This is a genomic window from Legionella moravica DSM 19234, assembly GCF_000423305.1.
Lineage (GTDB): Bacteria > Pseudomonadota > Gammaproteobacteria > Legionellales > Legionellaceae > Legionella > Legionella moravica.
Genome location: NZ_KE384003.1, coordinates 36,753 through 59,246, shown reverse-complemented (window position 1 = coordinate 59,246; position 22,494 = coordinate 36,753). Strand labels below are relative to the sequence as shown.

Below are 22,494 nucleotides of genomic sequence, written 5' to 3'. Positions count from 1 at the left end.
CGTAGCGAGGTCTAAAAGTCAAAATTCTCCTCCCCAGCTGATATCATGATATGATGCGCTTTTATAAAGAATCCAATGTCATTTTAATGTTGACCTGAGAAGGATTAATAATGATACAAAACGATAGGTATTGGCAGGCCAAAAAAGTGACCTTGATTGGAGCATTAGTAAACGCACTACTCGGGTTCATTAAATTAATTGGCGGTATCGTCTACCATTCTCATGCTCTGGTAGCTGATGGTGTGCATTCTTTTTCGGATTTAATCACTGATGTCATGGTGCTGTTTGCTTCAAAATATGGAAGCCTTGATGCTGACGACACACATCCCTACGGTCATCAACGCATTGAAACTGCCGCCACTCTGCTATTAGCACAATTACTCATACTCGCAGGATTTGGAATTGCATGGGATGCCCTGGATGAGCTAATTAACTCGACACATACCATGCCCAATTGGCTGTCTTTACCTATAATATGCTGCTCCATCATAGCCAACGAACTGCTTTTTCATTATACAAAACTCATTGGGAAGCGCATCAACTCACCATTAATTACTGCAAATGCCTGGCATCATCGTTCTGATGCTGCATCATCAATAGTTGTATTGATCGGCCTTATTGGTAGCTTGGCTGGATTTGTTTATCTGGATGCGGTAGCTGCAATTATCGTAGGTTTGATGATTGTTAAAATGGGATGGGATTATGGTTGGAATAGCGTAAAGGAACTGGTTGATACGGCTGTAGACTCTGAATTGTTATCCCAAATTGAACAGGTCATTCAAAGTATTGACGGCGTACAAAAAATACATCAATTACGTAGCCGTTTCATGGGTAATGATGTTTTGATTGACGTCCATATACTGGTCTCACCTAAAATATCCGTTTCAGAAGGTCATTATATAGCGCAACACGTACATCGGGCTCTAGTCGAGCAAATTGCCAGCGTTCAGGACGTCATTGTTCATGTCGATCCGGAAGACGATGAAGTGTGCAGTCCTTCATTGCATTTGCCCAGCCGGTCAGTCATTCAAGAACAGTTATTGAATGAAGTGCATATTGATTTTCCACAAATCCTGTTTTGGAACTTGCATTATTTAGATGGAAAAATCAGTATTGATATTGCGTGTACGGAAGACTTTGCTCAATGGCAGGAATTACATGATCGAATTATTCTTGCGTTAAAACTGCAAGCAGATATTGAAGAGGTACGATTATTAAGCTTGCATGAAATAATGCATCACAGCAAATAGGATCTGGTAAATTAATCAGCAATTGGGATATCATACTCCTTTTGTAACATCCCTGACTGTACCCTCTTTTTCGGTATAGGATGGCATACAGAGATATAACTCATAATAAAGTAGGAATACTTCATGTTTTCGGCTACGGGTTTAAAAATTATTTTCGCCATATCCATTTTTATTGTCATACTTATTGCAGGCTGGTACCCATTTAGAAAGCGAATTAAAGACGATAAACATATCGATTTCCCTATCGGTGAAACTTTGGCTACAGGGGTGTTTTTGGGAGCTGCGTTGCTTCATATGCTACCCGAGTCAAACTCTTTATTTAAAAGCATGGGCTATGACTATCCATTTGCCTTTATTATTACAGGCGCTGTATTCCTGATTTTTTTATGGTTTGAACATTTAGGAAAGGAACTGTATCACCATCACAGCTCCGAACATCCTGCTTTTGCTATTTTGGCCTGGGCCATGCTTTCAGTACACTCTGTAATGTTGGGGGCTGCGCTAGGACTAGCTCATTATAACTCCATGATAATCATGCTCTTTTTAGCTATAATCACGCATAAATGGGCAGAGAGTTTTGCCATTGCAGTTCAATTAAACAAAAGTTCCATGACTACCAATAAAAGCATGATCTTTTTTATTTTGTTCAGCTTCATGACGCCGTTAGGAATCTATCTTGGCTGGTTTTTCGGCCATGGAATGGAAACCCGCTCTCTCTTCGATCCTATATTAATAGCCGCCTCAGCGGGAACCTTTCTCTACTTGGGAACGTTGCATGGATTGGAGCGTTGCGTCATGGTAGAGCGTTGCTGTAATCTTACTGATTTCAGCTTCGTTATTATAGGCTTTCTCCTGATGGCATCGGTAGCTATTTATGTCTAGATTTTTGCAACAAGAACCTTTGATTCTGGCATCAGGATCTTCTATCAGGCAAAAATTACTCCACTCCCTTGGACTGGAATTTTTAATTATACCTTCCCATTGCGATGAAGAAGCGATTAAAAAGAGCCATCAATCCAGCAACCTGCCTGATTTAGGAATTACCCTGGCAATCACTAAAGCACTAGCAGTAAGTAAACAATACCCGGATCATTACGTTATTGCAGCGGATCAATTGTGCGTTATAGATAAAAGGATATTGGATAAACCACTGAATCATCAAAGAGCAATTGAGCATCTGCGTTTGTTAAGCGGAAAAAAACACCAACAAATTTCCTGTCTTTGTATCGCAAAAGACAATCACGTATTATGGCAACATCATGAAATAGCTTATCTAACGCTCCACTGCCTAAGCGAAAGGAACATCGAAGCTTATTTACACAATGAACATCCGTACCATAGCTGTGGTGCTTACCAATATGAAAGCCAAGGTAAATGGTTATTTAAGGAAGTACAAGGAAATGAAGACACGATTCTTGGTTTACCTTTGGTTCCTCTGGCGAATGCCTTACTTGACCTTGGTGCTGTTTCGATTTAATTATTTTAATCACAATCAGGAATGAATATGCAAATAGCCAAAATCCAAGCACGTGAACTTTTAGACTCCCGTGGAAATCCTACGGTTGAAGCAGATGTGATTTTAAGCAATGGAATGATAGGAAGAGCAAGCGTTCCATCCGGAGCTTCTACTGGAACTCGAGAAGCCTGTGAGTTGAGAGATAATGATTTAAAACGTTATAACGGGAAAGGAGTACTTAAAGCCGTTTCGCATGTTAATACTGAAATAAATCAGGTGCTAAAGGGAGCTTGTGTTGATGATCAGGAACAACTGGACCGTGTCCTGTGTGATCTGGATGGGACAGAAAATAAATCCCGTCTGGGTGCAAACGCGATCCTTGCCGTATCCCTGGCAAGCGCCAGAGCTAATGCAATCTATCAAAATAAAGCCCTATATACCCTTTTGAATCATGGCGAAACAATGTCCATGCCAGTGCCAATGATGAATATATTAAATGGCGGAGCACACGCGGATAACAATGTAGATATTCAAGAGTTTATGATTATGCCTGTGGGTGCGCCTGATTTTCCAACAGCGATTCGTATGGGTGCCGAAATTTTTCATATTCTTAAATCCGTGCTTAAAAAACAGGGGTTAAATACATCGGTGGGAGATGAAGGTGGTTTTGCTCCGGATATAAAATCCAATCGACAGGCATTGGATATGCTTAGTGAGGCTGTTGAAAAAGCAGGTTACCGACTGGGTGAGGATATTGTATTTTCTTTAGATGTCGCTGCATCAGAATTATATGATGAAGGCAATTATCATATGGCTTCAGAACGTCAGAAATTTAATTCAATTCAATTGATTGATTATTATGCTGATCTGGTGGCAAGTTACCCGATAGTCAGCATAGAAGACGGCCTGGATGAAAAGGATTGGGCAGGATGGAAGCATTTAACGGAACGACTTGGTTCAAAAATACAGCTGGTTGGAGACGATCTCTTTGTAACGAATCCCAAAATTCTACAAGAAGGAATTGCTCAGCAGATCGCTAATTCCATTTTGATTAAAGTCAATCAAATCGGTACGTTAAGTGAAACACGACAAGCCATTAAATTAGCACAGCAAAACGGCTATACTTGTGTTATGTCACATCGTTCTGGTGAAACTGAGGATACCTTTATAGCGGATCTCGCTGTAGCTACAGGATGTGGACAAATTAAAACCGGCTCCTTATGCCGTACCGACCGAACAGCCAAATACAATCAATTACTGCGTATTAATGAAACGGCTGATCTACCTTATGCTGGAAAATCGATATTTTTACGATAACATTGAGATTTTTTAACATGTGGTCATGCAATACCCTCAAGAGATCGTTCATCTCACTCTGTCTCTTGATCAGAGTATTGGCTTAACCCAGTGGATCCCGAGGTCAAAGCGGCGGGAATTCGCATGACCATGCTTCGAATTTCCGCGGCTTTGACCGCGGAATTTCCTTAGAACAAGACTGCAAATTGAAGAGGTGCTAACGATTCAGCATATCACTCAGAATGACGGTTTTTTTTTCGTTATCCTGAACACTGATTTTGAAACTCTATCAAAGCTTTATGATGAGCATTTATTGAAAAAAACAAAAACAATCTGGCACTATCATTTTGCTAATGAAGAACCCTCCTCTCGCTAATTTAACGTCATGAACTATTTCATTTATCAATTATAAACAAATTAAATACATAATTACTTCTACCAGATATTGCCCCATCCGGTCATAAGGGAATACAATATTAATAGATACATTAATAGGCAAATACCATGCGCCCTATATTCATCATCCTGATAATTGCTTTGGTTGTTTTACAACATAAGCTTTGGCTGGGTGATGGAAATGTTATTCAATGGATTAATCTCGAAAAGAAACTGGAAGATCATCAGCGTGAAAATAAAAAATTGGCTGCTCGCAACAGAGCGCTGGAAGCGGACATTAAAGAATTAAAACGCGGTGATCAAGCTCTTGAAGAACAAGCTCGATCCGAGTTAGGGATGATTAAAGAGTATGAGGTTTATTATCAATTTGTTGATTAGCAAAACCTGATGCTTCGAAGCGCTTTGATTTCGAGTAGCACTCAAGGTACCCCTCTAATACTTCACAGTATCAAAATTTCCAGAGCACTGTAGTCTGTACATCGATTAAACTGCAATAAATTCCTGAAATCCAGAGGGTTGTTTGTCCCAGAGACTTAAAACAAATCCCCCGCCGCCTGAGCCCGTTGGCTTCACCGCGATTGCACCATCATCAAACAAAGTATTCATATGCTGTTGCAAACTTTCACTAACCAGACCCCATTGAAAAAAGCAGTTCGCCGCTTTATTCATTGCCTTAGCCAAAAGAGTAATTGAATCGTCACCACCGGATTCAAGCGCAATTCGGGATTGTTGAACAGCATCAACCATTTCCCGATCAATTTTTTGAGCTAATACAGGATTTGTATTCCAAAGGTTTTGAACCTGCTGAATGCAATGAGAGGTAATTCCAATTTGACCGCACGAGGACAAATACCACTGTGGCTTTATTTTTTGTTTTAATGGGCTGCATTCCCCTCCTTTAAAATGAACTCCTTCTTCAGCAGAAACTCCTGCAATATCAAGTCCACTGCTTTTTCCATGAAAGAGATGTTCCAATTCTTTGGCAAATTGATTGATTTGGCTTTCTTCAACCAAATTTTGTGCGCAAAACCATCGGCTCATTGCAACACAAAGAGAAGCAGAAGCCCCCATTCCGACACCAACAGGAATATTACTCACCAATTCAAAGTGGCCGCCTATTTGATTCAAAGAACGGCCTAATAACTTCATGCCTTGTTCCAGGACACTCCAAAACAATAAATGCATGTCCTGGCCACTCGTTCCTGTGTAATCAGCACTCAATGAAGGTGATTGAGCACTGTAGTACAGTTTTAACTGCCGTTCCTTAATAGGAAAAACCAAAGCCTCGTGCCCTCTAACTACCGCATGCTCTCCAGCGAGAATCCATTTACCATAGGTCGTTGTTTCAAAATCATAAAACATCGTAGTTACCCAACAAATATTGTGATTTAAATTGACGTGCCTGGTCTTCTTGCTCAGGACGATACAGTAAATGAATGTTAGGGCCTGCATCCATTGTCACAATTGGCCCATCCCCTTCTTTTTTCCAGTTGGCCTCAAGGATTTTTAAAATTTCCAAACAATGCGGAGACATATAGGAAAATGGTTGTTCACATGAACTAAATAAGTTATGCATGTCCTGAAATTCACGCCAACAAATAGAATAAATACTTTGCCAATCTTTAACCATAAATGCGTCAAGCAATAATCTCAGATTTTCTTCCGCTCTTACATGTCTATCCGCATAAAAAGGACTTGATTTCACTCGTTGATGTGCCTCGCTGGAAGATACCTTTTTTTCCTCGCTACTGACCACGATAACCTGATGAATCAGATTGTTATAAGGCAGATCAATGGCTTTAACCTCATTCTCTTTCCAAAGTGCCCATGGGGAATAAAAAGAACGGCATGAAGAACCCGATCCTAACCGACTGAGTTGAGCTTGCTCATCAATAGAGGGCAAAGGTTTATTGGTTAATTCGCTGAGTGCATTGGCAGCGCACTTTGTTAATGCTGCAAAACTGGATGCTGAACTGGCCAATCCGCTGCTGTGTGGAAAGTTGTTACTGGATTGGATTAAAAAACCTCCCGTATAACCGAAATAATCTTTTATCCTGCCGAGATGCTCTGTATATCTTTTCTGACTGGCTGCAGACAATTTAAACTCTGGTGCACCAGGTATATTGAGCGGCTCCCACATGTCTTTTTTAGTTGGGATTTGTTCCAGTTTAACTGTAGTTAACAGATGATTTAAGGTATAGGACAATGAAGAATTATCAGGCAGGTTTGAATTTCCATCCTTTTTACCCATGTATTTAATCAAAGCAATATTAGAAGGTGCCTGAGCAAGCCAATGCATAGAAGTTCTCCTTGCGGTCAATGACCGGGTGCATCATTCCATAAAATCTTATGTAATTGTAGCTGAAAACGAACGGGGAGATTATCTTCCACGATCCAGTTAGCGAGATCGGTAGGGTTCAGTTGATTCCAGCTGGGCGAAAACAGCAATTGAACACGTTCTGCCAAACGATGTTCTTTTATCAAATCACAGGCCCATTCATAATCTTTACGGCTGCACAAAACAAATTTGATTTGATCGGTAGGTTTTAAATAATCCAGATTAGCAAACAGATTTTTATCCACTTCCAACGAATCAGGAGTTTTTAAATCCATCACGATCATCACACGAGAGTCTACTTCTGAAATATCGCGGGCACCACTCGTTTCTATGGAGACCTGATAATCCTTCTCACATAAGCGTTCTATTAGTGAGAGACAACCCGGTTGAGCCAGTGGTTCGCCACCAGTAACGCACACTCGATTGCATTTGTAGGAGGCGATAGTTTCCAGAATATCATCCATTTCTTGAACCGATCCACCGTTAAACGCATAGGCGGTATCGCAATATTGGCATCGTAATGGGCAACCTGTTAAGCGGACAAACACCGTGGGTAAACCCACAGTAACTGACTCTCCTTGTAATGAATGGAATATTTCCGTTATTCTCAATTGATTATTAAGGCGTTTCATAAAAATTATAGTGCGTCCAGTTTGGATTGAGCTAATTGAGCAGTTGGAGTTCCAGGATACGTCTTTACCACTTGTTGAAATCTTCGTTTTGCTTCCTGAGTATCCCCTTTTGCAGCGAATGCATATCCCGATTTTAACAAACTTGCTGCTGATTTGCTGGATGATGGGAAACGTTGTAGTACTGTTTCAAAATGTTCTATCGCTTTAGGATATTCTCTTTTTACCAGATACAATTCACCAAGCCAGTATTCTGCGTTTGCAGTGTAACCACCATTCGGGTATTTTTGGGCAAAGGTTTGCATGGCGCCTATGGCATCATCATAACGCTTATTTTTTACTAATTCGTATGCAGCTAAATAGCTGATTTGTTCGTCTGCCGGGTTAGCTCGTGAGACAGCGACCACAGGTTTGTTTTTGATTGGAGTTGCCACTGGTTTATTTTGAGCGCTGTTTGATGAGTTCGTTTGTACGGAAGATGGATTGGAGCCTGCGCTGAGATCAGTTATTGGTTTATTCTGAACCGATTTACCCGCAGCATTACCTAATCGAGCATCCAAATCTTTATAAAATGCAATCTGTTGTTGTTGCAATAATTTTAAATCATGTGCCTGAACTTCAAGTTGACCACGCAACTCCTGAACTTCCTGCTGAAGGCTCAATATCTTTTCTATTAATTTGGCATTGTTATTTATATTGTTTGTATCACTGGATTGATCGTCTTTAACCAATGCCGGACCGTCATCAGAGGATGAATCATCCATTGAATATCTCTGGTTCCGAGGTCCATCCAGTTCAGCATTTTCAATTTGGGGATCATCGTACTTTGGATTGACAACAGAAGAGTCATCAGCCATCTGTTGTCCATCAATAATTGCAAAATTGTCACTATCATCTACCACAGGTGCCTCTGACCAAGAGGTCAGAGGGAGCATAACTGTAAAACAAGCAGCGATAATGGTTTTTTTGCATTGAATCATCTTGTTGCCTCGTAGGTAAACTCAACACGTCGGTTTTGAGCGTGTGATGCTTCATCATGGCCGTAATTTGCAGGTCGCTCCTTACCGTAGCTCACTACACGAACTTGTTGTCTGCTGACTCCAGCCATAAATAAAATGTCAGCAACAGTATTTGCACGATGCTCACCTAAAGCAACGTTGTATTCACGGCTACCGCGTTCATCAGTATGACCAGCCAGTAAAACACGAGCACCTGAATGGGTTTTCAAATATTCAGCCTGCGCATTAACAGAAGGCAAATATTTGGATGCTAAAGTACTGTCATCGTAAGAGAACAGATACAACTGATTATGTGGAGCCTGGGTAGTATAGGATTCACCTGGTTCCTGTCCAGCGAAATGGGTCATTTGACCTAAGCCCTGAGCAGAAGCATCACCATCACTCAATGCGGCACCATCAGCACTGCCTGGTGTTTTGGAACAAGAAGCAACTAACAGTACACTCGCTATAAGCAGTCCCAGTTTATATAATGATCCGGCTTTCATCCTCAATCTCCTTTAGTTCTTTTTATTATTAAAAATCACACATAATGTTTATGGAGGGCCATTGTACAATTCTTTTTATTTTTTGGCTATTACTGAGTCAGTTTTTATATGCGAAATAACAAAATCGACTGCTTTTACAGTGAACTGTAAAGAGGCTTTGTTTGCGGCTACCACACCTGCATAGGGAGTATCTGCCAAACAGGGGATTTGTTGACTAATAATACGTGAGCCTATTACTTTATTGTCTGAAGTTCGTGTCAAAACTACTTTTACATCGAATTCAAGCACGCTGGGTTTTTTCAAAAAATTCTGATGCAAGGTTAATAATTGAGTATCCAGACGATAATCCGCTTCTTCGCTATAAGGACTTGAAGTTACTGCATAAAAATAACCCGTTCTTTGCAGGCTTTGTACCAACAAAGGAAACAGCATGTCTGCTGGAGGTGACGTCCAGGCATTTTTTACAAACGCCTCTAATTGATAAGGCTTTTTAATATACATCATTTGTTCAGTCTGAAATCCGGCAACAGCTTCTGGTGCAGTCACTAAAATAGAAACATGTCGCGGTTTTGCAACCCATTGTTTAGCACTGAACGAACTCAACTGGTACTCGCTGGTCACGGGCGTTTTAACTGGAGAGCAACTGATAAGTCCCAGACTCAAAATAAAAATACTGAGTATTCTCATGGCTATTCTCCAGGGCCAGGTTCAGGTGGTTTGGTTCCACGGATCACTACCGATGGATTTTGGCGCATTTCATTACTAACCTTTTCAAGATTAGCTGATATAGTATTCAATCGGCGTAACAACAGAACTGCGGGCGGAAGTGTCTGTTGCGAAATTTTATCCACCGCAACTTTTCCTGCATTCATGGTTTTAGATACGCTCTTGCCGGCAACACTGATGTCGTCCGCCATTGCATTAAACTTTTTAACGCCAATCTTTAACTCATTGAGTATGTTTGGAAAGTCTTTGCTGACTTTAGCCATGTTGGCCAAAAATACATCTGCACTTTTAAGGCTGTTGTCAATATTTTTACTGTTGGATGCCATCACTTCTGAAAACTTGTCGATATTCGATAAAGTATTACGAACATAGGCTGCATTTTCCTCATTAAAAATACGCTGCGCCTGGTCGCTAACCTTGCTCACGTTTTCAGAGACTTCCTTCAATATAGTATCCAATTGATTGAATAATGATGGTTTTGCAGGAATAACTGGATAGGGTTCTCCCGGCATTTTTTGGAGAGGGGTCAAATCAGAAGAACCTGCAGATAATCCAATAAAGGTCACACCGGTTATCCCTTGTGAAATTAAAGTAGCGGAAGTGCTGGTCGTTATGGGGATGCCTTTTTCGATACTCAAGGTTAATTCAACTTGACGAGGATCGTCTATGTTCAATTTAATTTTTTTAACAAAACCAACCTGTACCCCGTTATATTTTACAGGTGATTCCTCGCTTAGTCCTGAAACCGATTCACGAAGATAGACCGTATAAAAAGAATATACTTTCTGATTAAAGCCAACAGACAACCACAATGCTGTGGACAAAAGTGCCGCCATCAAAATAAGTACGGTGAGACCGACTATGGTGTAATTGGTTTTTGATTCCAAGTAACCTGTCCTCTATGTTGATACTGTATCCAGTATGTATCTTAAAATTTGCTGAAATAATCAGCAATCAACGGGTTTTTATTCTTCATTAATTCGTTAATAGGTTCCACACTGAGAATTTTCCCATCACCAACAAATGCTACTCTGTCAGTAGTTCTTTTTAACGATTCTATATCATGACTGATCATGACAATAGTCAGATTTAAAGAATCCCTTAAAAAAACCACCAGGTCATCAAATAACCTGGCGCCTCGTGGATCTAATCCGGTGGTCGGTTCATCCAGAAACAATAATTCAGGATCCATGGCAATCGCTCGTGCTGCTGCGGCTCTTCTTTGCATTCCACCACTCAACTCCGAAGGCAATTTGCCAGCTGCTTCATTAGGCAATCCAACCAAGGATATTTTCAACCGAGCCAGTTGTTCAATAAATTCCCGATCCAGATTGGTAAACTCCCTCATCGGAAACATCACATTTTCCAAAACGGTCATGGCTGAAAATAAAGCGCTATGCTGGAACAGCATGCCCCATCGCCGACGAAGCAAAAATGCCTTTTCCGGATCAAGATTCAAGACATCCTCACCGAATACTTTAATACTACCAGCAGTAGGTTTCAATAACATCAACAAACTTCGCAATATGGTTGTCTTGCCGCTTCCGGAACCGCCAATTATCGCCAGTATTTCACCTTGTTCCACAGTCAGGTTCACATCAGTATGCACCCATTGACCACCAAGATAATTTTTCAATCCTTTGATTTCGATAACCGGTTCACCCATCTAGAGTCCCATCCAGCTGTATATGACCGAAAAAGCTGCATCTGCGATGATAATCAGGAATAATGCCTGAACTACGCTCTTGGTAGTTTGACTGCCTATACTGTCAGCAGTTGCTTCTACCTTAAACCCTTGAAAACAACCGACTAAAGCAATCAACAAAGCAAAGACAGGTGCTTTATACAACCCGAGCATCAACTGAGAAAGTCCAACATCATTTTTTAAACGAACCAAAAAGTCGTCAAACCCAATCCCCAACATATGTTTGGACATAATCATTGCCCCAAAGATGCTAAAGATATCAGACCAAAATATTAATAATGGGAACACGATAAGCAACCCAATAACCTTGGGAACTACAAGTAATTCAGTTGGAGAAAGTCCCATAGTCAACAAGGCATCAACTTCTTCATTAATTTTCATACTGCCTATCTGGGCAGTAAATGCCGAACTGGTTCTTCCGGCAACAATAATCGCGGTAATTAACGAAGCAAACTCCCGAAAAATAGCCATTCCCGATAAGTAGGCAATAAATATATTTGCCCCATAAGTGGCTAACTGCAAGCCCATTTGATACGCCAGAACCACACCAATCAGAAATGAAAGTAATGCCACGATGGGCAATGCTTTAAGGCCCGCTGAATCGATATTCGATACAATACTGGGTAATTGAAACCGCCGCCAATTCCCCAAGGCTTGAAAAATTTTGGTGCTCAAATCACCAATTAAAATAATCAGACCATCGACCTGAAATAATTTATTTTCAGCTTCTTTACCTATTTGATACAGCATACCCTCTTGAGGTTGGGGCGGGATCTGATAAGTCAGGCTGTCACGTTTTGATTCGACCAATTGCAGGAGTTGATTTTGGGCTTCAGAGAAATGGGTCAATTCAATCTGATTATCCCTTTCTTTAAGCTCATCAACGCATTTCATCAAGGCCAAGGCACCTGCACTATCAAAATGGCTTATGGAATCACCGTTTATAACCACTTTTTGTGATTTTGGCAGCTCACTTGCTTTGAATTTTTTTGTCAAACCATCAAGTGCCAAAACAGACCATGCACCCGAGCATTGAAACTTGGCTTCATCCTTATCAAATACAATTTGAGCGCTTATTTGTTCCATAGTCTATATTTAAAATTAAATAGTGCTAACATCATACATAAAACCCAGAATCCGCAAAACTAATAAATCATGGTACCATAATATTATTCATTCTTCAGATTAATTAAAATGCTTATAAACGACCAACAGAAGCTGATTGATCAAGCAGAACAGAATTTAAATGAATCCAACCAACTTCTGGAAGGATTTATGCGTGGATGGGATCAAACCAATGCACAACCCCTGAATGATCCTGACGTTATACGCACCATGCAACTGGTATTACAATACAGGCTGGATACTCAAAATGCCTTATATCAACTATCCGGTTTGCAACAATATCTCCTGCAATTACTTGGGATTGAACCGCAACATTCTGATTTGATAAACAGGGAGCGATTGGCTTTTGCTTTAGGAAGCGATGATTTGCAGTATGTATTAACCATGCTGAACCAGCTTGTTGACTCATTACTCCGAATGATTGCCCACAATCAACTCAACCAGGTTCTTGATAAGAAAAAAGCATTAGAGCGAACAAAAAATATAAAATTAATTGATATCATGCTCAAAGTAATCGAAAAACAAAAATCTTTTGTAACGAACATGAATGAATTAAAACTGGCTCTTGAGGACATTGGAGGTGCACCACAACCGGGTGTCATTTATGATCACATTGCTGCCCTGCAAGGTCCTGTATCACGCTTTTATCAAGCCCTGCAAAATGGATTGGTATTAATCCAAAGCCTCGACACAAAACCACAAAATACATTAAATGCGGCATTTCAACTGAATGATACGGTGCAATCAGCAGATCAAAATCTGAAAATTTTTAACTACAATCCCGCGCAACAACGATGGTTCAAACCGGTCATTGAAAATAATCAAACAGAACAACTTGAACTACGCGCATCTGCAAAACGATTAGGTCATTTCTTTAATCATTAGGTGCTGATTGTTTTACATCATCAAAATGAATCTGAAGGTGAACATGACAAAAACAAACTGCTCTGCGAATTTGATCGACCAGAGCAGTTCACCACAGAGGAATTACTTAGGATTTACAGTTGTTTGAACGTGTTCAAGAGTGTCTTTTAACGCATCTATTTTGCTTCCAGAATCTGTATTGGTTTTGAACATTGTTAAACGACCGTTATAAACAGACATTGCGGCAATAGCTAAAAGCCCCACTCCAGTAAGCGCGATTAACAGATTGACCAACACGTCCTTATACTCACGATGAGTTTTCAACTCAGCGACGTTTGGATTATCATTCTTCAATAAACCGGTTGATTGCTGCTTAAATGCATCCAGATCAATTTCCTTCCTGGCATACTGCGTGCACAATGATTGAATTTGATCATAAAGTGCTCTACCTGCCTCAACGGCTTTGCGATAAGAAGCTACTTTAACCGTTTTGTTTTCAGCTACATAATATTCAGTTTTTGTATGCAATTCCTCTATTTTCTGTCTTAATATATACATCTGATCAAAAACATTTTTTAAATCTTTTAATCTGGTTTCATCAAACACTACATTGTTGTTTTCATGTTGTGACTGCTCAGACGATTCATGAGCTTCCTCAACAGGAACGTCTTGCACAACAGGAACAACTGGCGCTGGAAATGCTAAAATCTTTTCTTTTATCAAAGAATCAATAGTCGCTTTCAATCTATTTATATCGGATTGATGATGTGGAGTTAATTTTAGTGGAGAATAAGGACTTTGAGTGCTTTTTTTCGCTTTATCGATTGAATGTAAAATCGCTTGTAATCGATCGTATGAATTGCACGCCCTCAAGCTTGTAATCGTTCTCTCAAGTGCATCGTGAGCTTTTTTAAAAGCGGCTGCTTCACGTTTATCTTTTCTGGCCATTTTTTTACCTCAAAGTCAATGAACAAATAATGCTCACATTGTACGCCACTTTTCATAAAAAGAACAGACATTTAGTAAAAATTAAGTAAAAATTTTGGTCACTTTTGTAACAAGTACGTCATAATGGCCTAAAATCAGGAATTTGTATGTTTTATTACTAGTGAAAAACATTCGACTCAAGATAACAAACTTAGGCTATAGGCAAGGATACTCTGGATGAGCGTAATTGTGTATTCATACCTTTATCAACTAATCCGTTCTAAATAAACATAAAATCGGCGATCATCAGGGTCTATTAACCATTTTGCTATACCCTTATGTGATAAGGTTTGTCCCTGTATGATCCTCACTGTTGATTGATCATGCTCGGTAAAACGTATATCCATAGAGCAAAATAAGCTTTCGTCAATTTATCAATATCATGCCACATGACTAAAAATTGAACTATAATAATAAAGGTATACGCGTTTGGGAGTTAAACATGGATAACTACACGCCTAAAAGCACCTCGATAATCAGACTCTTTGCACTCTTATCGCTACTCATTGGTGCGTTGGTTTTAGTAACACCGGCAAGAGCAGATTCAAGGGAATTAAATGCCCCCATTTCCAAAGTCATCCCTACTCAGGTTTCCTGGTATGTTTATTATGGGTATAGGCCTTACCGATATTATTACCCCTATCGATATTATCACCCATATCGCTACTACTATCCCTATCGTTATTATCGACCCTACCGATACTATTACCGTTGGTAATAGATAACAGCACATTTGGATAAGCAGTACATCACCAAAATACCGGAGCGTAATCACATTACATTCCGGTATTTTTAGCATCAATAGACGCATACGACTGGTGATACATTTTAAATCAGGTAGTTTGGTTTCTTTCTTTATGATAAAATCAACCCTATTTTTCACAAAACTAAATTCAGGCATGCAAAACGACTACAGCCAGTTTGAACAACGTAAACGAGATCATATTGAACTTGCCCTGATGCCTGCGAATCAAAGCAGTGAATTAAACCCATTCGATCAGTTTTCTTTAATTCATGAAGCACTGCCCGATATTAATTTTCAGGATATTTCCATTCAAAGCAAACGATTTAATCAATTTGTGGAAACTCCTTTTTTTATCAGCTCCATGACAGCAGGTCATTCGAATGCCATAGACATCAACAGAAGACTCATTGAAGCCTGCACTGAATCGAAATGGGCAATGGGCGTGGGCTCGCAACGGAGAGAACTGACGGATAACCAGGCCGCTTTTGAGTGGAAACCGTTGCGTCGTGATTTTCCCGAGGCAACATTATTCAGCAACCTCGGAATTGCACAAATAATCAATACGCCCCTATCATCCATTCAGCGATTGATTGACTCACTGCAGGCAGAAGCATTAATTATTCATTGCAATCCACTTCAAGAATCCATTCAACCCGAAGGAACGACTGAGTTTAAAGGATGTTGGAAGGCTCTAACCGAATTAGTTAAAAGTCTGGAAGTCCCTGTAATCATTAAAGAAACTGGATGTGGCTTTTCCCAAAATACTCTTGCTCGCCTTAATGAAACCGGTGTCGCAGCTGTTGATGTCAGCGGAGTTGGCGGTACTCATTGGGGACGTATAGAAGGCCATCGTGCGGATAAAAATTCAATTCGCCACCACACGGCAAATACCTTCAGGAACTGGGGCATCGATACACTACAAAGTGTTAAATATGCAATGCAAATAAATCCTCGTTTTGAAATCTGGGGGTCAGGAGGAGTGCGCCATGGTCTGGATGCAGCCAAGTTAATCGCACTCGGTGCAATATCTGTCGGATTTGCCAAACCCATGTTAGAAGCGGCGCTGAGCTCAACAGAGCACGTGCTTACCAAAATGGCTACAATAGAATATGAGTTAAAAACCGCCATGTTCTGTACGGGTAGTCAAATACTTAGCGATTTAAAGGAGAAAGTATGTCTTTAGTCTCCAATGCCAATGAATTATTTCGTGGATTCTCAAAACTATCCAGACAAGAACGTTTTAACAGGTTATTAGAATTGGGAGCTATGACTCCAGAGGACATCGACTTTCTTCAACAAGGCGGTATAAAAGACCTGAATCTCGCAGACAAATTGATTGAAAATGTAATCGGATATTTTCAACTGCCCTTGGGCGTTGCCACAAATTTTAATATCAATGGCCGTGATTACGTAATCCCTTTAGCGGTAGAAGAAACATCGATTATTGCTGCTTTATCCAAATCAGCCAAATGGATTCGGCAACACGGTGAAATCAATACCAAAATACAGGGTGATTGTATTATTGGACAAATTCAGTTAGCCAAAATTCACGATCTTCAACGATTTTCCCGTATTTTTGAAGATAATCGCCTTAATCTTATAAAAAAAGCAAATGAAGATGTTGCTGCGAATATGGTAAAACGAGGTGGCGGAGTTATTGATTTACAATTACGCCATTTAAAAAGAGAAGATGGCCTGGATATGGCTGTTATTCATTTAACCATGAATAGTTGCGATGCCATGGGGGCAAACATCGTTAATCAGGTTTTAGAATACCTAAAGTCTCCCATAGAACAATTAACTGGTGAAGAAGTCACCATGTGCATTCTATCTAATTTAAATGACCAAAAATTAACAACTGCACAAGTAATCCTGCGCCATGTTGATCCTGTTTTAGGACACAAACTGCAAGAGGCATCCCTTTTTGCGGAAATGGATCCCTATCGAGCAGCGACTCACAACAAAGGCGTAATGAATGGTATTGATCCGGTTTTAATTGCTACCGGTAATGATTGGCGAGCGGTCGAAGCTGGCATACACGCTTACGCAGCCCGCTCCGGACGATATCAGGCAATTACCAAATGGCGTTATCAGGATGATGTACTGACCGGTGAACTCACCGCACCAATCATAGTAGGCACTGTTGGTGGGGTTACTTCCCTGCATCCAACAGCCAAAATGTGCTTGAGAATGATGGATATTAGCTCTGCAAACCAACTGTCTCAGGTTATTGCAGCCGTGGGTCTTGTTCAGAACCTTGGTGCAATTAAAGCATTATGCACCGATGGCATCATTCAGGGCCATATGAAGTTACATATTGATAATCTGCTGTTGGTTGCTGGTGCCGAGGAAGATGAAATGCCCATACTCAAAGAGCGTTTACAGGAATGGCTGGATACTAACAAAAGAGTCAGCCTTAATAATGCACATGACCTGTTAGCAGCCATCAGACAGGCTCCTGTGGCTCTATGAAATGGTTCATTCCGGCTAAAACATTCTTACTAGGCGAGTACGTTGCAATAACAGGAGGCTCTGCAATCATACTCACCACTGCGCCCTGTTTTGAACTCTCATTAACGGACCGAGAAGAACAATCCTCCATTCACCCTGAGTCGCCAGCAGGAAAATGGTGGAGTAAAGCTCAATGCAAAAACACATTCTTGAGGTGGCACGACCCTTATCAAGAACGCGGTGGGCTTGGAGCCTCCAGTGCCCAGTTTCTTGGAAGTTATTGGGCTACATGTCATGTGCATCAGAAAATGCCTGATGAACAATCGATGTTGGAAGCATATTATCAAAGCTCCTGGTCAGGTGAAGGGTTGAGACCAAGTGGCTACGATGTAATAGCTCAAGCTCGAAAAGGATGTGTCTACATTAATAAGCTCAATAATACCGTGCAATCCTACCATTGGCCTTTTAAGGATATTTCATTTCTGATCCTTCATACCGGAGTTAAGCTTGCAACTCATCAACATCTCTTGCATACCGCCCTTCCAACTCAAATAAATGACATGTCCCTTGTGGTTGATGAAGCAAAACTGGCATTTGAACACCAGGATAGTGAACAATTAGTCAATGCTATAAATCATTATCACCAAATTCTATCAAGTTTGAATTTGGTTGCAGAACACAGCATGGACATGATCAATGCCCTGAAAGCAAATTCTGAAATAATCGCAATAAAAGGTTGCGGGGCATTAGGCTCAGATACCCTGCTGATTCTAACCAAACGCCAGAATCTGCAAACCCTGAGAAAAAAAATGGAATATGAAGGGTGGAAAATTGTAGCATCAGAAGAAGATCTCACCAGTTAAACCATAAACAGCACCCCTAACAACATCTCTGTACCAAACTTTTATAAATAACATCTATACTACAAGTATAGCGACAGTATGGGCAAAACATGGGTATATTTACTGTATTTTGTTATGGGACTGGTGAGAATCACCAAGAGACAAATAATATCATTTCCCAATTTTCCAAAGCCTGCGACCAGGAACATTCCATTCATGTAGATGGTCCGAGTTTATTAGGTACTGAAGTTAAGGCAAATGCCCGCAGAGCAGCAAATCACATTATTAGCTGGTTAAAAAGCCAAACAGATGATTCTAATAATATTAATCTGGCAGGATTTAGTCGTGGCTCAGTAACCTCAATTCATATTGCTAATCTTTTAAAACGGCAAGAAGAGGCATTGGCGGCAAGAGAACAGCGTTTGCTGCGAGCAGGAAAAGCTTTAAACAGTTCAGAGAAAAAACTATTAACCCAATTGCAAAACATTAATTTAAATCTGTTTCTCATGGATCCAGTAGCTGGACTAAGCGATAAAAGTGTAATGGATGGGCGTGTAGTCCCGGATAATGTCAAAAATTATGTTGCTGTATTGCAAATGGATGAAATGCGTCGCGATTTTAAACCCCAGGATTTAACCCGTATCATTATTCAGTCCCCACAAACTACAAAAGTATCCATGTTGCCTATGTATGGTAATCATTCAGATACCACCAAAATTAAAAATGATCAAATGACTTCCGGGCCTCAAATTGCCTGGTATTCCATGCATCAATTTTTAACCCAACATGGAACTCGATTTAAAAATGACCAAATACCACAAATCGTTTTCAGCAATAATTATAATAGTCCAGCTGATTTACCGCAAAATCCAACTGCCCGGGAGTTGCTCGAACTATTCAGCAAGTATCATGAAGAACGAGATGCCTATCTGAAATCAGGGATGAAAACAAATTTAACTGATGGCATACCCGTTCCCAGAGTACAAAGATCTCTGAATAACCACTTGGATTTTTATGTTAAAAATGCAGATTTTTTTATCAATCAATTAGAGCGTGAGCTTTTTAAAATATCTTATCCTAAAACCTTTAATTATTTATTTGAACAAAATCAATTCGATATCCGCTTTCCTGAAGACAGTCATGTAACCCAGGAACAAGTTCAATATGAATTGAATTCCTTAAAACAGAGAAACCCTAAATTATTTGAACGATTACAATCCCGAGGGGTAAAGGAAATTAATGGCATTATCACCGTTGGTTCACCAGGAGGACTCTATCATTTAGAGCCCTGTTCCACTGTAGTTCAATTATTTCCGAATCTAATCAACAATGACTTGATACATCAAAAAACACCAGACAAATTAGCCCTACTGGAAATGAATGTTTATCGTCTTATTTTTAAATATCAAAGAGAAAAATCGCTCTTGCATTTCTCTAGAGAAAGAACAGAGGATGCACGCGCACAAAAAATTATTAAAGAAATTAATGTATTGGTTAATAATAAGAACCTATCAAATGATGAAAAATATCACGGTATATTGGATCTCGTTGAGAGCCATTACAAAGAGATGGAACAACAAGCAAGCACCTCAGAATTATCATTCATGCTGAAAAAATTATTAAACAATTACGGACGTCAATACAAAATCCAGGATCCCGGTGAAGTCCAGGCTCTGTTATCCAGTGTACTTCATACAGCACTAAGCTTACTAAAAGAATTAATCAGCTTCGTTGGCAACCTGGGGTATATTGGCGGTGGCGCATTGTTTGCTGTTGGGCATGCCACACAGGAAATTGGCAGAAGAATCAATGACATGCTAGGCCCTATTGGCTATAACCCGCTAAAAGCAGTGGTTTCTGCTACAGCCTATACAATGGAAGGAATAGGATTTGCAGTTAAAAACAGTTTGGGCTTAAAGCCTCTAACTGAGTTTATCATTAGTGGGTTAAATGGAATTAGAGACGCAATGAACAAAGCTACTCTAAATATTACAATTGAGAGGATACATTCAGTAAAAAGCGACAGTCAAAATGGTCTTAATGGAACTTCAAACGAAATAGAGAAATTAAGTAATAAGACCAAGGATGCACGACGAGCAATGCAAGAACAAAGAGCCGCTTTTCATTGTAATGAGGATCAGGATGACAATGCATTAAGTCATGAAGACAACAGCAACTTCCAAATATCTTAAGCTCTTATCATGTGGAGCATTTTCAATTTTAAAGTCATCTTGCATCATATAAAGCAGATTGTTTATTGCTGCAGCAATAAAAAAGACGATGATGCAAGATGTTGGTTTTTTCTTTAAATCGAAATCCAGTCAATTTTAAATCATTTAAAGCATCTTACATGTAAAATTTTCATAAAGATTAAATTTAATTCAAAAATAATCAATAAAACACTTGAAATTATTCGCTAATCCGGTATGATTTCAGCCTCTTTAGGGCCGTTAGCTCAGTTGGTAGAGCAGGAGGCTTTTAACCTCTGTGTCATAGGTTCAAATCCTATACGGCCCACCAGTTTAATAAACTGATACCAACAAAGTAGTTTAAATAAAGAATACCCTGTAGAGGGCCGTTAGCTCAGTTGGTAGAGCAGGAGGCTTTTAACCTCTGTGTCATAGGTTCAAATCCTATACGGCCCACCATTTTGGTCAACCCTCCTGATATAGACCAAAATAGCACAACGATTTATAAAAAATCACCCATTGCGCTCGTAGCTCAGCTGGATAGAGTACTTGGCTTCGAACCAAGGTGTCGGGGGTTCGAGTCCCTCCGAGCGCACCATTTAATCAAGCACTTACGTTCATTTTTCAAATTTCAAAAAAGTAGGTGTAGCAAATTTGTAACACTTTTTTAAAAACTAACAGAATTATGAACCTGCCTTGTTACACCTAACGAGTTAATTCGATTAGCTGCACTTCTTAGAAGATCACCTGACAAATGAGCATATCTCAAAACCATGTCAAAACTTGACCATCCACCTAATTGTTGCAACTCCTGCAAACTCGTTCCATTTTGAACATGCCAACTAGCCCAAGTATGTCTTAGATCATGCCACCTAAAATTTTCAATGCCTGCACGTTTTAAAGCATTCGACCACGCACGAGTATTACATCTTCCAATTTTATTATCTTTATAGGTAAAGACAAATTTAGGGTGTTCACCATATCTGGACTGTAGAATTTCAACTGCATTATCGTTTAAAGGAACAGGAATAGCTTTATTAGTTTTTGCCTGGTCAGGATGTATCCAAGCGTGACACCTAACCATATCAACATTTTGCCATTCAAGTCCTGTAACGTTTGATGCACGTAAACCAGTTGCCAAAGTAAATGCCGCCATGTCTCTCAAGTGTTGCGGTAACTCCTTTAGCAATCGATTTGCTTCATCAATAGTAAGCCATCGAATTCTATTGTTTTCTATCTGACGCATTCGAATAACAGGAACTTTATCAATCCACTCCCATTCCTTATGCGCCTTAGTTAACAATGCTCTTACAACTTCCATTACGCGGTTAACCGTTGTCTGTGTAACGTCTTCTGACTCTTTCTTAAGTGCTACATCTTCGAGAATTTCATGATTTATTTCATGAAGCTGATATCCACTTAAATAAGGATCAAGCCACCGGAAATGTACTTTATCGGTCTCAATACTTCGCTTACTACCATTTTCCCGTAACCAACGATAAACAGCATCGCGCCAAGAATAGACTGGTTTATTTTCAAGTTTGGTAACAGACCATAACTCTGCTTTGAACCTATCGTGATACTCCTGAGCGCTTATTTTATCGCTAGTCCCAGTGCTTCTTTGTATTCTTTTTCCTTGATGGGTGAAACTAACCCACCAAGTTGAGTTCCTTTTGTAAAGCGCCATTGATTATTACTCCTATGAACAGCGCCTTGCGATGTAACACCCTTAGAATACTTAGATCGCATATACATCACAAGATCTTGTTCAATAAAAATCCAACCCCTACCTATTTTGACTCCAGGTATTTTCCCACCAGCGGCCATTCTTCTTATAGTTTCTTTATGAGCGCCTAATAACTTAGCAGCTTCAAGTATATTTAAAGTCGTCGTAGGAGTTTGAGAAAATATTGCTGATTCTTCATTCATAAACATATCCCTATCCAAATAAATGCTCGTTTCGTGCGATTATTACATCATAACGAGTATTT

23 protein-coding genes and 3 tRNA genes are annotated in these 22,494 nt (G+C 39.9%); 14 read left to right on the top strand and 12 right to left on the bottom strand.

Annotated elements, in window-relative coordinates:
* The first annotated feature begins 110 nt into the window (after positions 1-110).
* The 5 genes from G543_RS0115115 to ftsB all read left to right on the top strand — a co-directional run bounded on the left by G543_RS0115115 (position 111) and on the right by ftsB (position 4,776).
* The gene (locus tag G543_RS0115115) at positions 111-1,250 is read left to right on the top strand and encodes a cation diffusion facilitator family transporter (RefSeq protein WP_028385264.1); all 1,140 of its coding nucleotides are present in this window, start codon (positions 111-113) and stop codon (positions 1,248-1,250) included.
* A gap of 123 nt (positions 1,251-1,373) precedes the next feature.
* Positions 1,374-2,132 (top strand): ZIP family metal transporter, encoded by a 759-nt coding sequence (locus G543_RS0115110; RefSeq protein WP_028385263.1) that lies wholly within the window; start codon positions 1,374-1,376, stop codon positions 2,130-2,132.
* On the top strand, positions 2,125-2,727 hold the full coding sequence (locus G543_RS0115105) for a Maf family protein (protein ID WP_028385262.1): 603 nt from the start codon (positions 2,125-2,127) through the stop codon (positions 2,725-2,727). Before G543_RS0115110 ends, G543_RS0115105 begins: the two co-directional genes overlap by 8 nt.
* A gap of 21 nt (positions 2,728-2,748) precedes the next feature.
* A complete protein-coding gene (eno, locus tag G543_RS0115100) occupies positions 2,749-4,023 on the top strand; it encodes a phosphopyruvate hydratase (protein ID WP_238584773.1) in 1,275 nt (424 codons plus the stop codon).
* Between the two features lie 483 nt (positions 4,024-4,506).
* Positions 4,507-4,776, top strand: a complete 270-nt coding sequence (gene ftsB / locus G543_RS0115095) for a cell division protein FtsB (protein WP_028385260.1) — start codon at positions 4,507-4,509, stop codon at positions 4,774-4,776.
* A gap of 105 nt (positions 4,777-4,881) precedes the next feature.
* On the opposite strand, the gene G543_RS0115090 is transcribed toward ftsB, so the two are convergent.
* The 9 genes from G543_RS0115090 to G543_RS0115050 form a co-directional block, all read right to left on the bottom strand.
* On the bottom strand, positions 4,882-5,760 hold the full coding sequence (locus G543_RS0115090) for a mevalonate kinase family protein (RefSeq protein ID WP_028385259.1): 879 nt from the start codon (positions 5,758-5,760) through the stop codon (positions 4,882-4,884).
* Positions 5,750-6,697 carry a GHMP family kinase ATP-binding protein gene (locus tag G543_RS0115085; RefSeq protein WP_028385258.1) on the bottom strand — a complete coding sequence of 316 codons (948 nt, stop codon included), beginning with the start codon at positions 6,695-6,697 and terminating at the stop codon, positions 5,750-5,752. Before G543_RS0115085 ends, G543_RS0115090 begins: the two co-directional genes overlap by 11 nt.
* Positions 6,698-6,714: 17 nt before the next feature.
* Positions 6,715-7,368: a 7-carboxy-7-deazaguanine synthase QueE gene (queE, locus tag G543_RS0115080; protein WP_028385257.1), complete on the bottom strand. Its 654-nt coding sequence runs from the start codon at positions 7,366-7,368 to the stop codon at positions 6,715-6,717.
* 5 nt (positions 7,369-7,373) lie between these two features.
* Entirely contained in the window at positions 7,374-8,345 is a 972-nt protein-coding gene (ybgF, locus tag G543_RS0115075) for a tol-pal system protein YbgF (protein ID WP_028385256.1), read from the bottom strand.
* Positions 8,342-8,869: a peptidoglycan-associated lipoprotein Pal gene (gene pal / locus G543_RS0115070; protein ID WP_028385255.1), complete on the bottom strand. Its 528-nt coding sequence runs from the start codon at positions 8,867-8,869 to the stop codon at positions 8,342-8,344. Before pal ends, ybgF begins: the two co-directional genes overlap by 4 nt.
* 75 nt (positions 8,870-8,944) lie before the next feature.
* Positions 8,945-9,556: an ABC-type transport auxiliary lipoprotein family protein gene (locus G543_RS0115065; protein WP_028385254.1), complete on the bottom strand. Its 612-nt coding sequence runs from the start codon at positions 9,554-9,556 to the stop codon at positions 8,945-8,947.
* Positions 9,557-9,558: 2 nt separating this feature from the next.
* Complete coding sequence (locus G543_RS0115060; protein ID WP_028385253.1) at positions 9,559-10,482, bottom strand: MlaD family protein; 924 nt, start codon at positions 10,480-10,482, stop codon at positions 9,559-9,561.
* Between the two features lie 41 nt (positions 10,483-10,523).
* Entirely contained in the window at positions 10,524-11,261 is a 738-nt protein-coding gene (locus G543_RS0115055) for an ABC transporter ATP-binding protein (RefSeq protein WP_028385252.1), read from the bottom strand.
* The gene (locus G543_RS0115050) at positions 11,262-12,386 is read right to left on the bottom strand and encodes an MlaE family ABC transporter permease (protein ID WP_028385251.1); all 1,125 of its coding nucleotides are present in this window, start codon (positions 12,384-12,386) and stop codon (positions 11,262-11,264) included.
* Between the two features lie 108 nt (positions 12,387-12,494).
* Between G543_RS0115050 and G543_RS0115045 the strand changes: the two genes are divergently transcribed.
* The gene (locus tag G543_RS0115045; RefSeq protein ID WP_035922524.1) at positions 12,495-13,310 is read left to right on the top strand and encodes a hypothetical protein; all 816 of its coding nucleotides are present in this window, start codon (positions 12,495-12,497) and stop codon (positions 13,308-13,310) included.
* Positions 13,311-13,412: 102 nt separating this feature from the next.
* On the opposite strand, the gene G543_RS0115040 is transcribed toward G543_RS0115045, so the two are convergent.
* Positions 13,413-14,237: a hypothetical protein gene (locus G543_RS0115040; RefSeq protein WP_028385249.1), complete on the bottom strand. Its 825-nt coding sequence runs from the start codon at positions 14,235-14,237 to the stop codon at positions 13,413-13,415.
* Between the two features lie 481 nt (positions 14,238-14,718).
* Between G543_RS0115040 and G543_RS18815 the strand changes: the two genes are divergently transcribed.
* The 8 genes from G543_RS18815 to G543_RS0115000 all read left to right on the top strand — a co-directional run bounded on the left by G543_RS18815 (position 14,719) and on the right by G543_RS0115000 (position 21,101).
* The gene (locus G543_RS18815; protein WP_081675696.1) at positions 14,719-14,994 is read left to right on the top strand and encodes a hypothetical protein; all 276 of its coding nucleotides are present in this window, start codon (positions 14,719-14,721) and stop codon (positions 14,992-14,994) included.
* A 181-nt stretch (positions 14,995-15,175) separates the two neighbouring features.
* Positions 15,176-16,204 carry a type 2 isopentenyl-diphosphate Delta-isomerase gene (gene fni, locus G543_RS0115030; RefSeq protein WP_028385248.1) on the top strand — a complete coding sequence of 343 codons (1,029 nt, stop codon included), beginning with the start codon at positions 15,176-15,178 and terminating at the stop codon, positions 16,202-16,204.
* The gene (locus G543_RS0115025; protein WP_028385247.1) at positions 16,195-17,493 is read left to right on the top strand and encodes a hydroxymethylglutaryl-CoA reductase, degradative; all 1,299 of its coding nucleotides are present in this window, start codon (positions 16,195-16,197) and stop codon (positions 17,491-17,493) included. Before fni ends, G543_RS0115025 begins: the two co-directional genes overlap by 10 nt.
* Positions 17,490-18,335 carry a mevalonate kinase family protein gene (locus tag G543_RS0115020; RefSeq protein ID WP_028385246.1) on the top strand — a complete coding sequence of 282 codons (846 nt, stop codon included), beginning with the start codon at positions 17,490-17,492 and terminating at the stop codon, positions 18,333-18,335. The genes G543_RS0115025 and G543_RS0115020 overlap by 4 nt, the downstream gene beginning before the upstream one ends.
* 89 nt (positions 18,336-18,424) lie before the next feature.
* Positions 18,425-20,506 carry a DUF5621 domain-containing protein gene (locus G543_RS0115015; RefSeq protein ID WP_028385245.1) on the top strand — a complete coding sequence of 694 codons (2,082 nt, stop codon included), beginning with the start codon at positions 18,425-18,427 and terminating at the stop codon, positions 20,504-20,506.
* Positions 20,507-20,758: 252 nt separating this feature from the next.
* A tRNA-Lys gene (locus G543_RS0115010) sits at positions 20,759-20,834 on the top strand.
* Positions 20,835-20,886: 52 nt separating this feature from the next.
* Positions 20,887-20,962, top strand: a tRNA-Lys gene (locus tag G543_RS0115005).
* 62 nt (positions 20,963-21,024) lie between these two features.
* A tRNA-Arg gene (locus tag G543_RS0115000) sits at positions 21,025-21,101 on the top strand.
* A gap of 69 nt (positions 21,102-21,170) precedes the next feature.
* On the opposite strand, the gene G543_RS0114995 is transcribed toward G543_RS0115000, so the two are convergent.
* Both G543_RS0114995 and G543_RS0114990 read right to left on the bottom strand, forming a co-directional pair.
* Complete coding sequence (locus tag G543_RS0114995; protein ID WP_028385244.1) at positions 21,171-22,190, bottom strand: tyrosine-type recombinase/integrase; 1,020 nt, start codon at positions 22,188-22,190, stop codon at positions 21,171-21,173.
* Positions 22,097-22,432, bottom strand: a complete 336-nt coding sequence (locus tag G543_RS0114990; protein WP_051190740.1) for a helix-turn-helix domain-containing protein — start codon at positions 22,430-22,432, stop codon at positions 22,097-22,099. Before G543_RS0114990 ends, G543_RS0114995 begins: the two co-directional genes overlap by 94 nt.
* Between the last annotated feature and the right edge of the window lie 62 nt (positions 22,433-22,494).

Bases quoted from the DNA above. Each gene is read 5' to 3' on its own strand.
- ybgF (WP_028385256.1), bottom strand. From the start codon at position 8,345: ATGATTCAATGCAAAAAAACCATTATCGCTGCTTGTTTTACAGTTATG.
- G543_RS18815 (WP_081675696.1), top strand. From the start codon at position 14,719: ATGGATAACTACACGCCTAAAAGCACCTCGATAATCAGACTCTTTGCA.
- G543_RS0115020 (WP_028385246.1), top strand. From the start codon at position 17,490: ATGAAATGGTTCATTCCGGCTAAAACATTCTTACTAGGCGAGTACGTT.
- G543_RS0115025 (WP_028385247.1), top strand. From the start codon at position 16,195: ATGTCTTTAGTCTCCAATGCCAATGAATTATTTCGTGGATTCTCAAAA.
- G543_RS0115045 (WP_035922524.1), top strand. From the start codon at position 12,495: ATGCTTATAAACGACCAACAGAAGCTGATTGATCAAGCAGAACAGAAT.
- queE (WP_028385257.1), bottom strand. From the start codon at position 7,368: ATGAAACGCCTTAATAATCAATTGAGAATAACGGAAATATTCCATTCA.
- G543_RS0115015 (WP_028385245.1), top strand. From the start codon at position 18,425: ATGGGTATATTTACTGTATTTTGTTATGGGACTGGTGAGAATCACCAA.
- G543_RS0115085 (WP_028385258.1), bottom strand. From the start codon at position 6,697: ATGCATTGGCTTGCTCAGGCACCTTCTAATATTGCTTTGATTAAATAC.
- G543_RS0114990 (WP_051190740.1), bottom strand. From the start codon at position 22,432: ATGAATGAAGAATCAGCAATATTTTCTCAAACTCCTACGACGACTTTA.
- G543_RS0114995 (WP_028385244.1), bottom strand. From the start codon at position 22,190: ATGGCGCTTTACAAAAGGAACTCAACTTGGTGGGTTAGTTTCACCCAT.
- G543_RS0115040 (WP_028385249.1), bottom strand. From the start codon at position 14,237: ATGGCCAGAAAAGATAAACGTGAAGCAGCCGCTTTTAAAAAAGCTCAC.
- fni (WP_028385248.1), top strand. From the start codon at position 15,176: ATGCAAAACGACTACAGCCAGTTTGAACAACGTAAACGAGATCATATT.
- G543_RS0115110 (WP_028385263.1), top strand. From the start codon at position 1,374: ATGTTTTCGGCTACGGGTTTAAAAATTATTTTCGCCATATCCATTTTT.
- ftsB (WP_028385260.1), top strand. From the start codon at position 4,507: ATGCGCCCTATATTCATCATCCTGATAATTGCTTTGGTTGTTTTACAA.
- G543_RS0115065 (WP_028385254.1), bottom strand. From the start codon at position 9,556: ATGAGAATACTCAGTATTTTTATTTTGAGTCTGGGACTTATCAGTTGC.
- G543_RS0115105 (WP_028385262.1), top strand. From the start codon at position 2,125: ATGTCTAGATTTTTGCAACAAGAACCTTTGATTCTGGCATCAGGATCT.
- G543_RS0115055 (WP_028385252.1), bottom strand. From the start codon at position 11,261: ATGGGTGAACCGGTTATCGAAATCAAAGGATTGAAAAATTATCTTGGT.
- G543_RS0115090 (WP_028385259.1), bottom strand. From the start codon at position 5,760: ATGTTTTATGATTTTGAAACAACGACCTATGGTAAATGGATTCTCGCT.
- pal (WP_028385255.1), bottom strand. From the start codon at position 8,869: ATGAAAGCCGGATCATTATATAAACTGGGACTGCTTATAGCGAGTGTA.
- G543_RS0115115 (WP_028385264.1), top strand. From the start codon at position 111: ATGATACAAAACGATAGGTATTGGCAGGCCAAAAAAGTGACCTTGATT.
- G543_RS0115050 (WP_028385251.1), bottom strand. From the start codon at position 12,386: ATGGAACAAATAAGCGCTCAAATTGTATTTGATAAGGATGAAGCCAAG.
- eno (WP_238584773.1), top strand. From the start codon at position 2,749: ATGAATATGCAAATAGCCAAAATCCAAGCACGTGAACTTTTAGACTCC.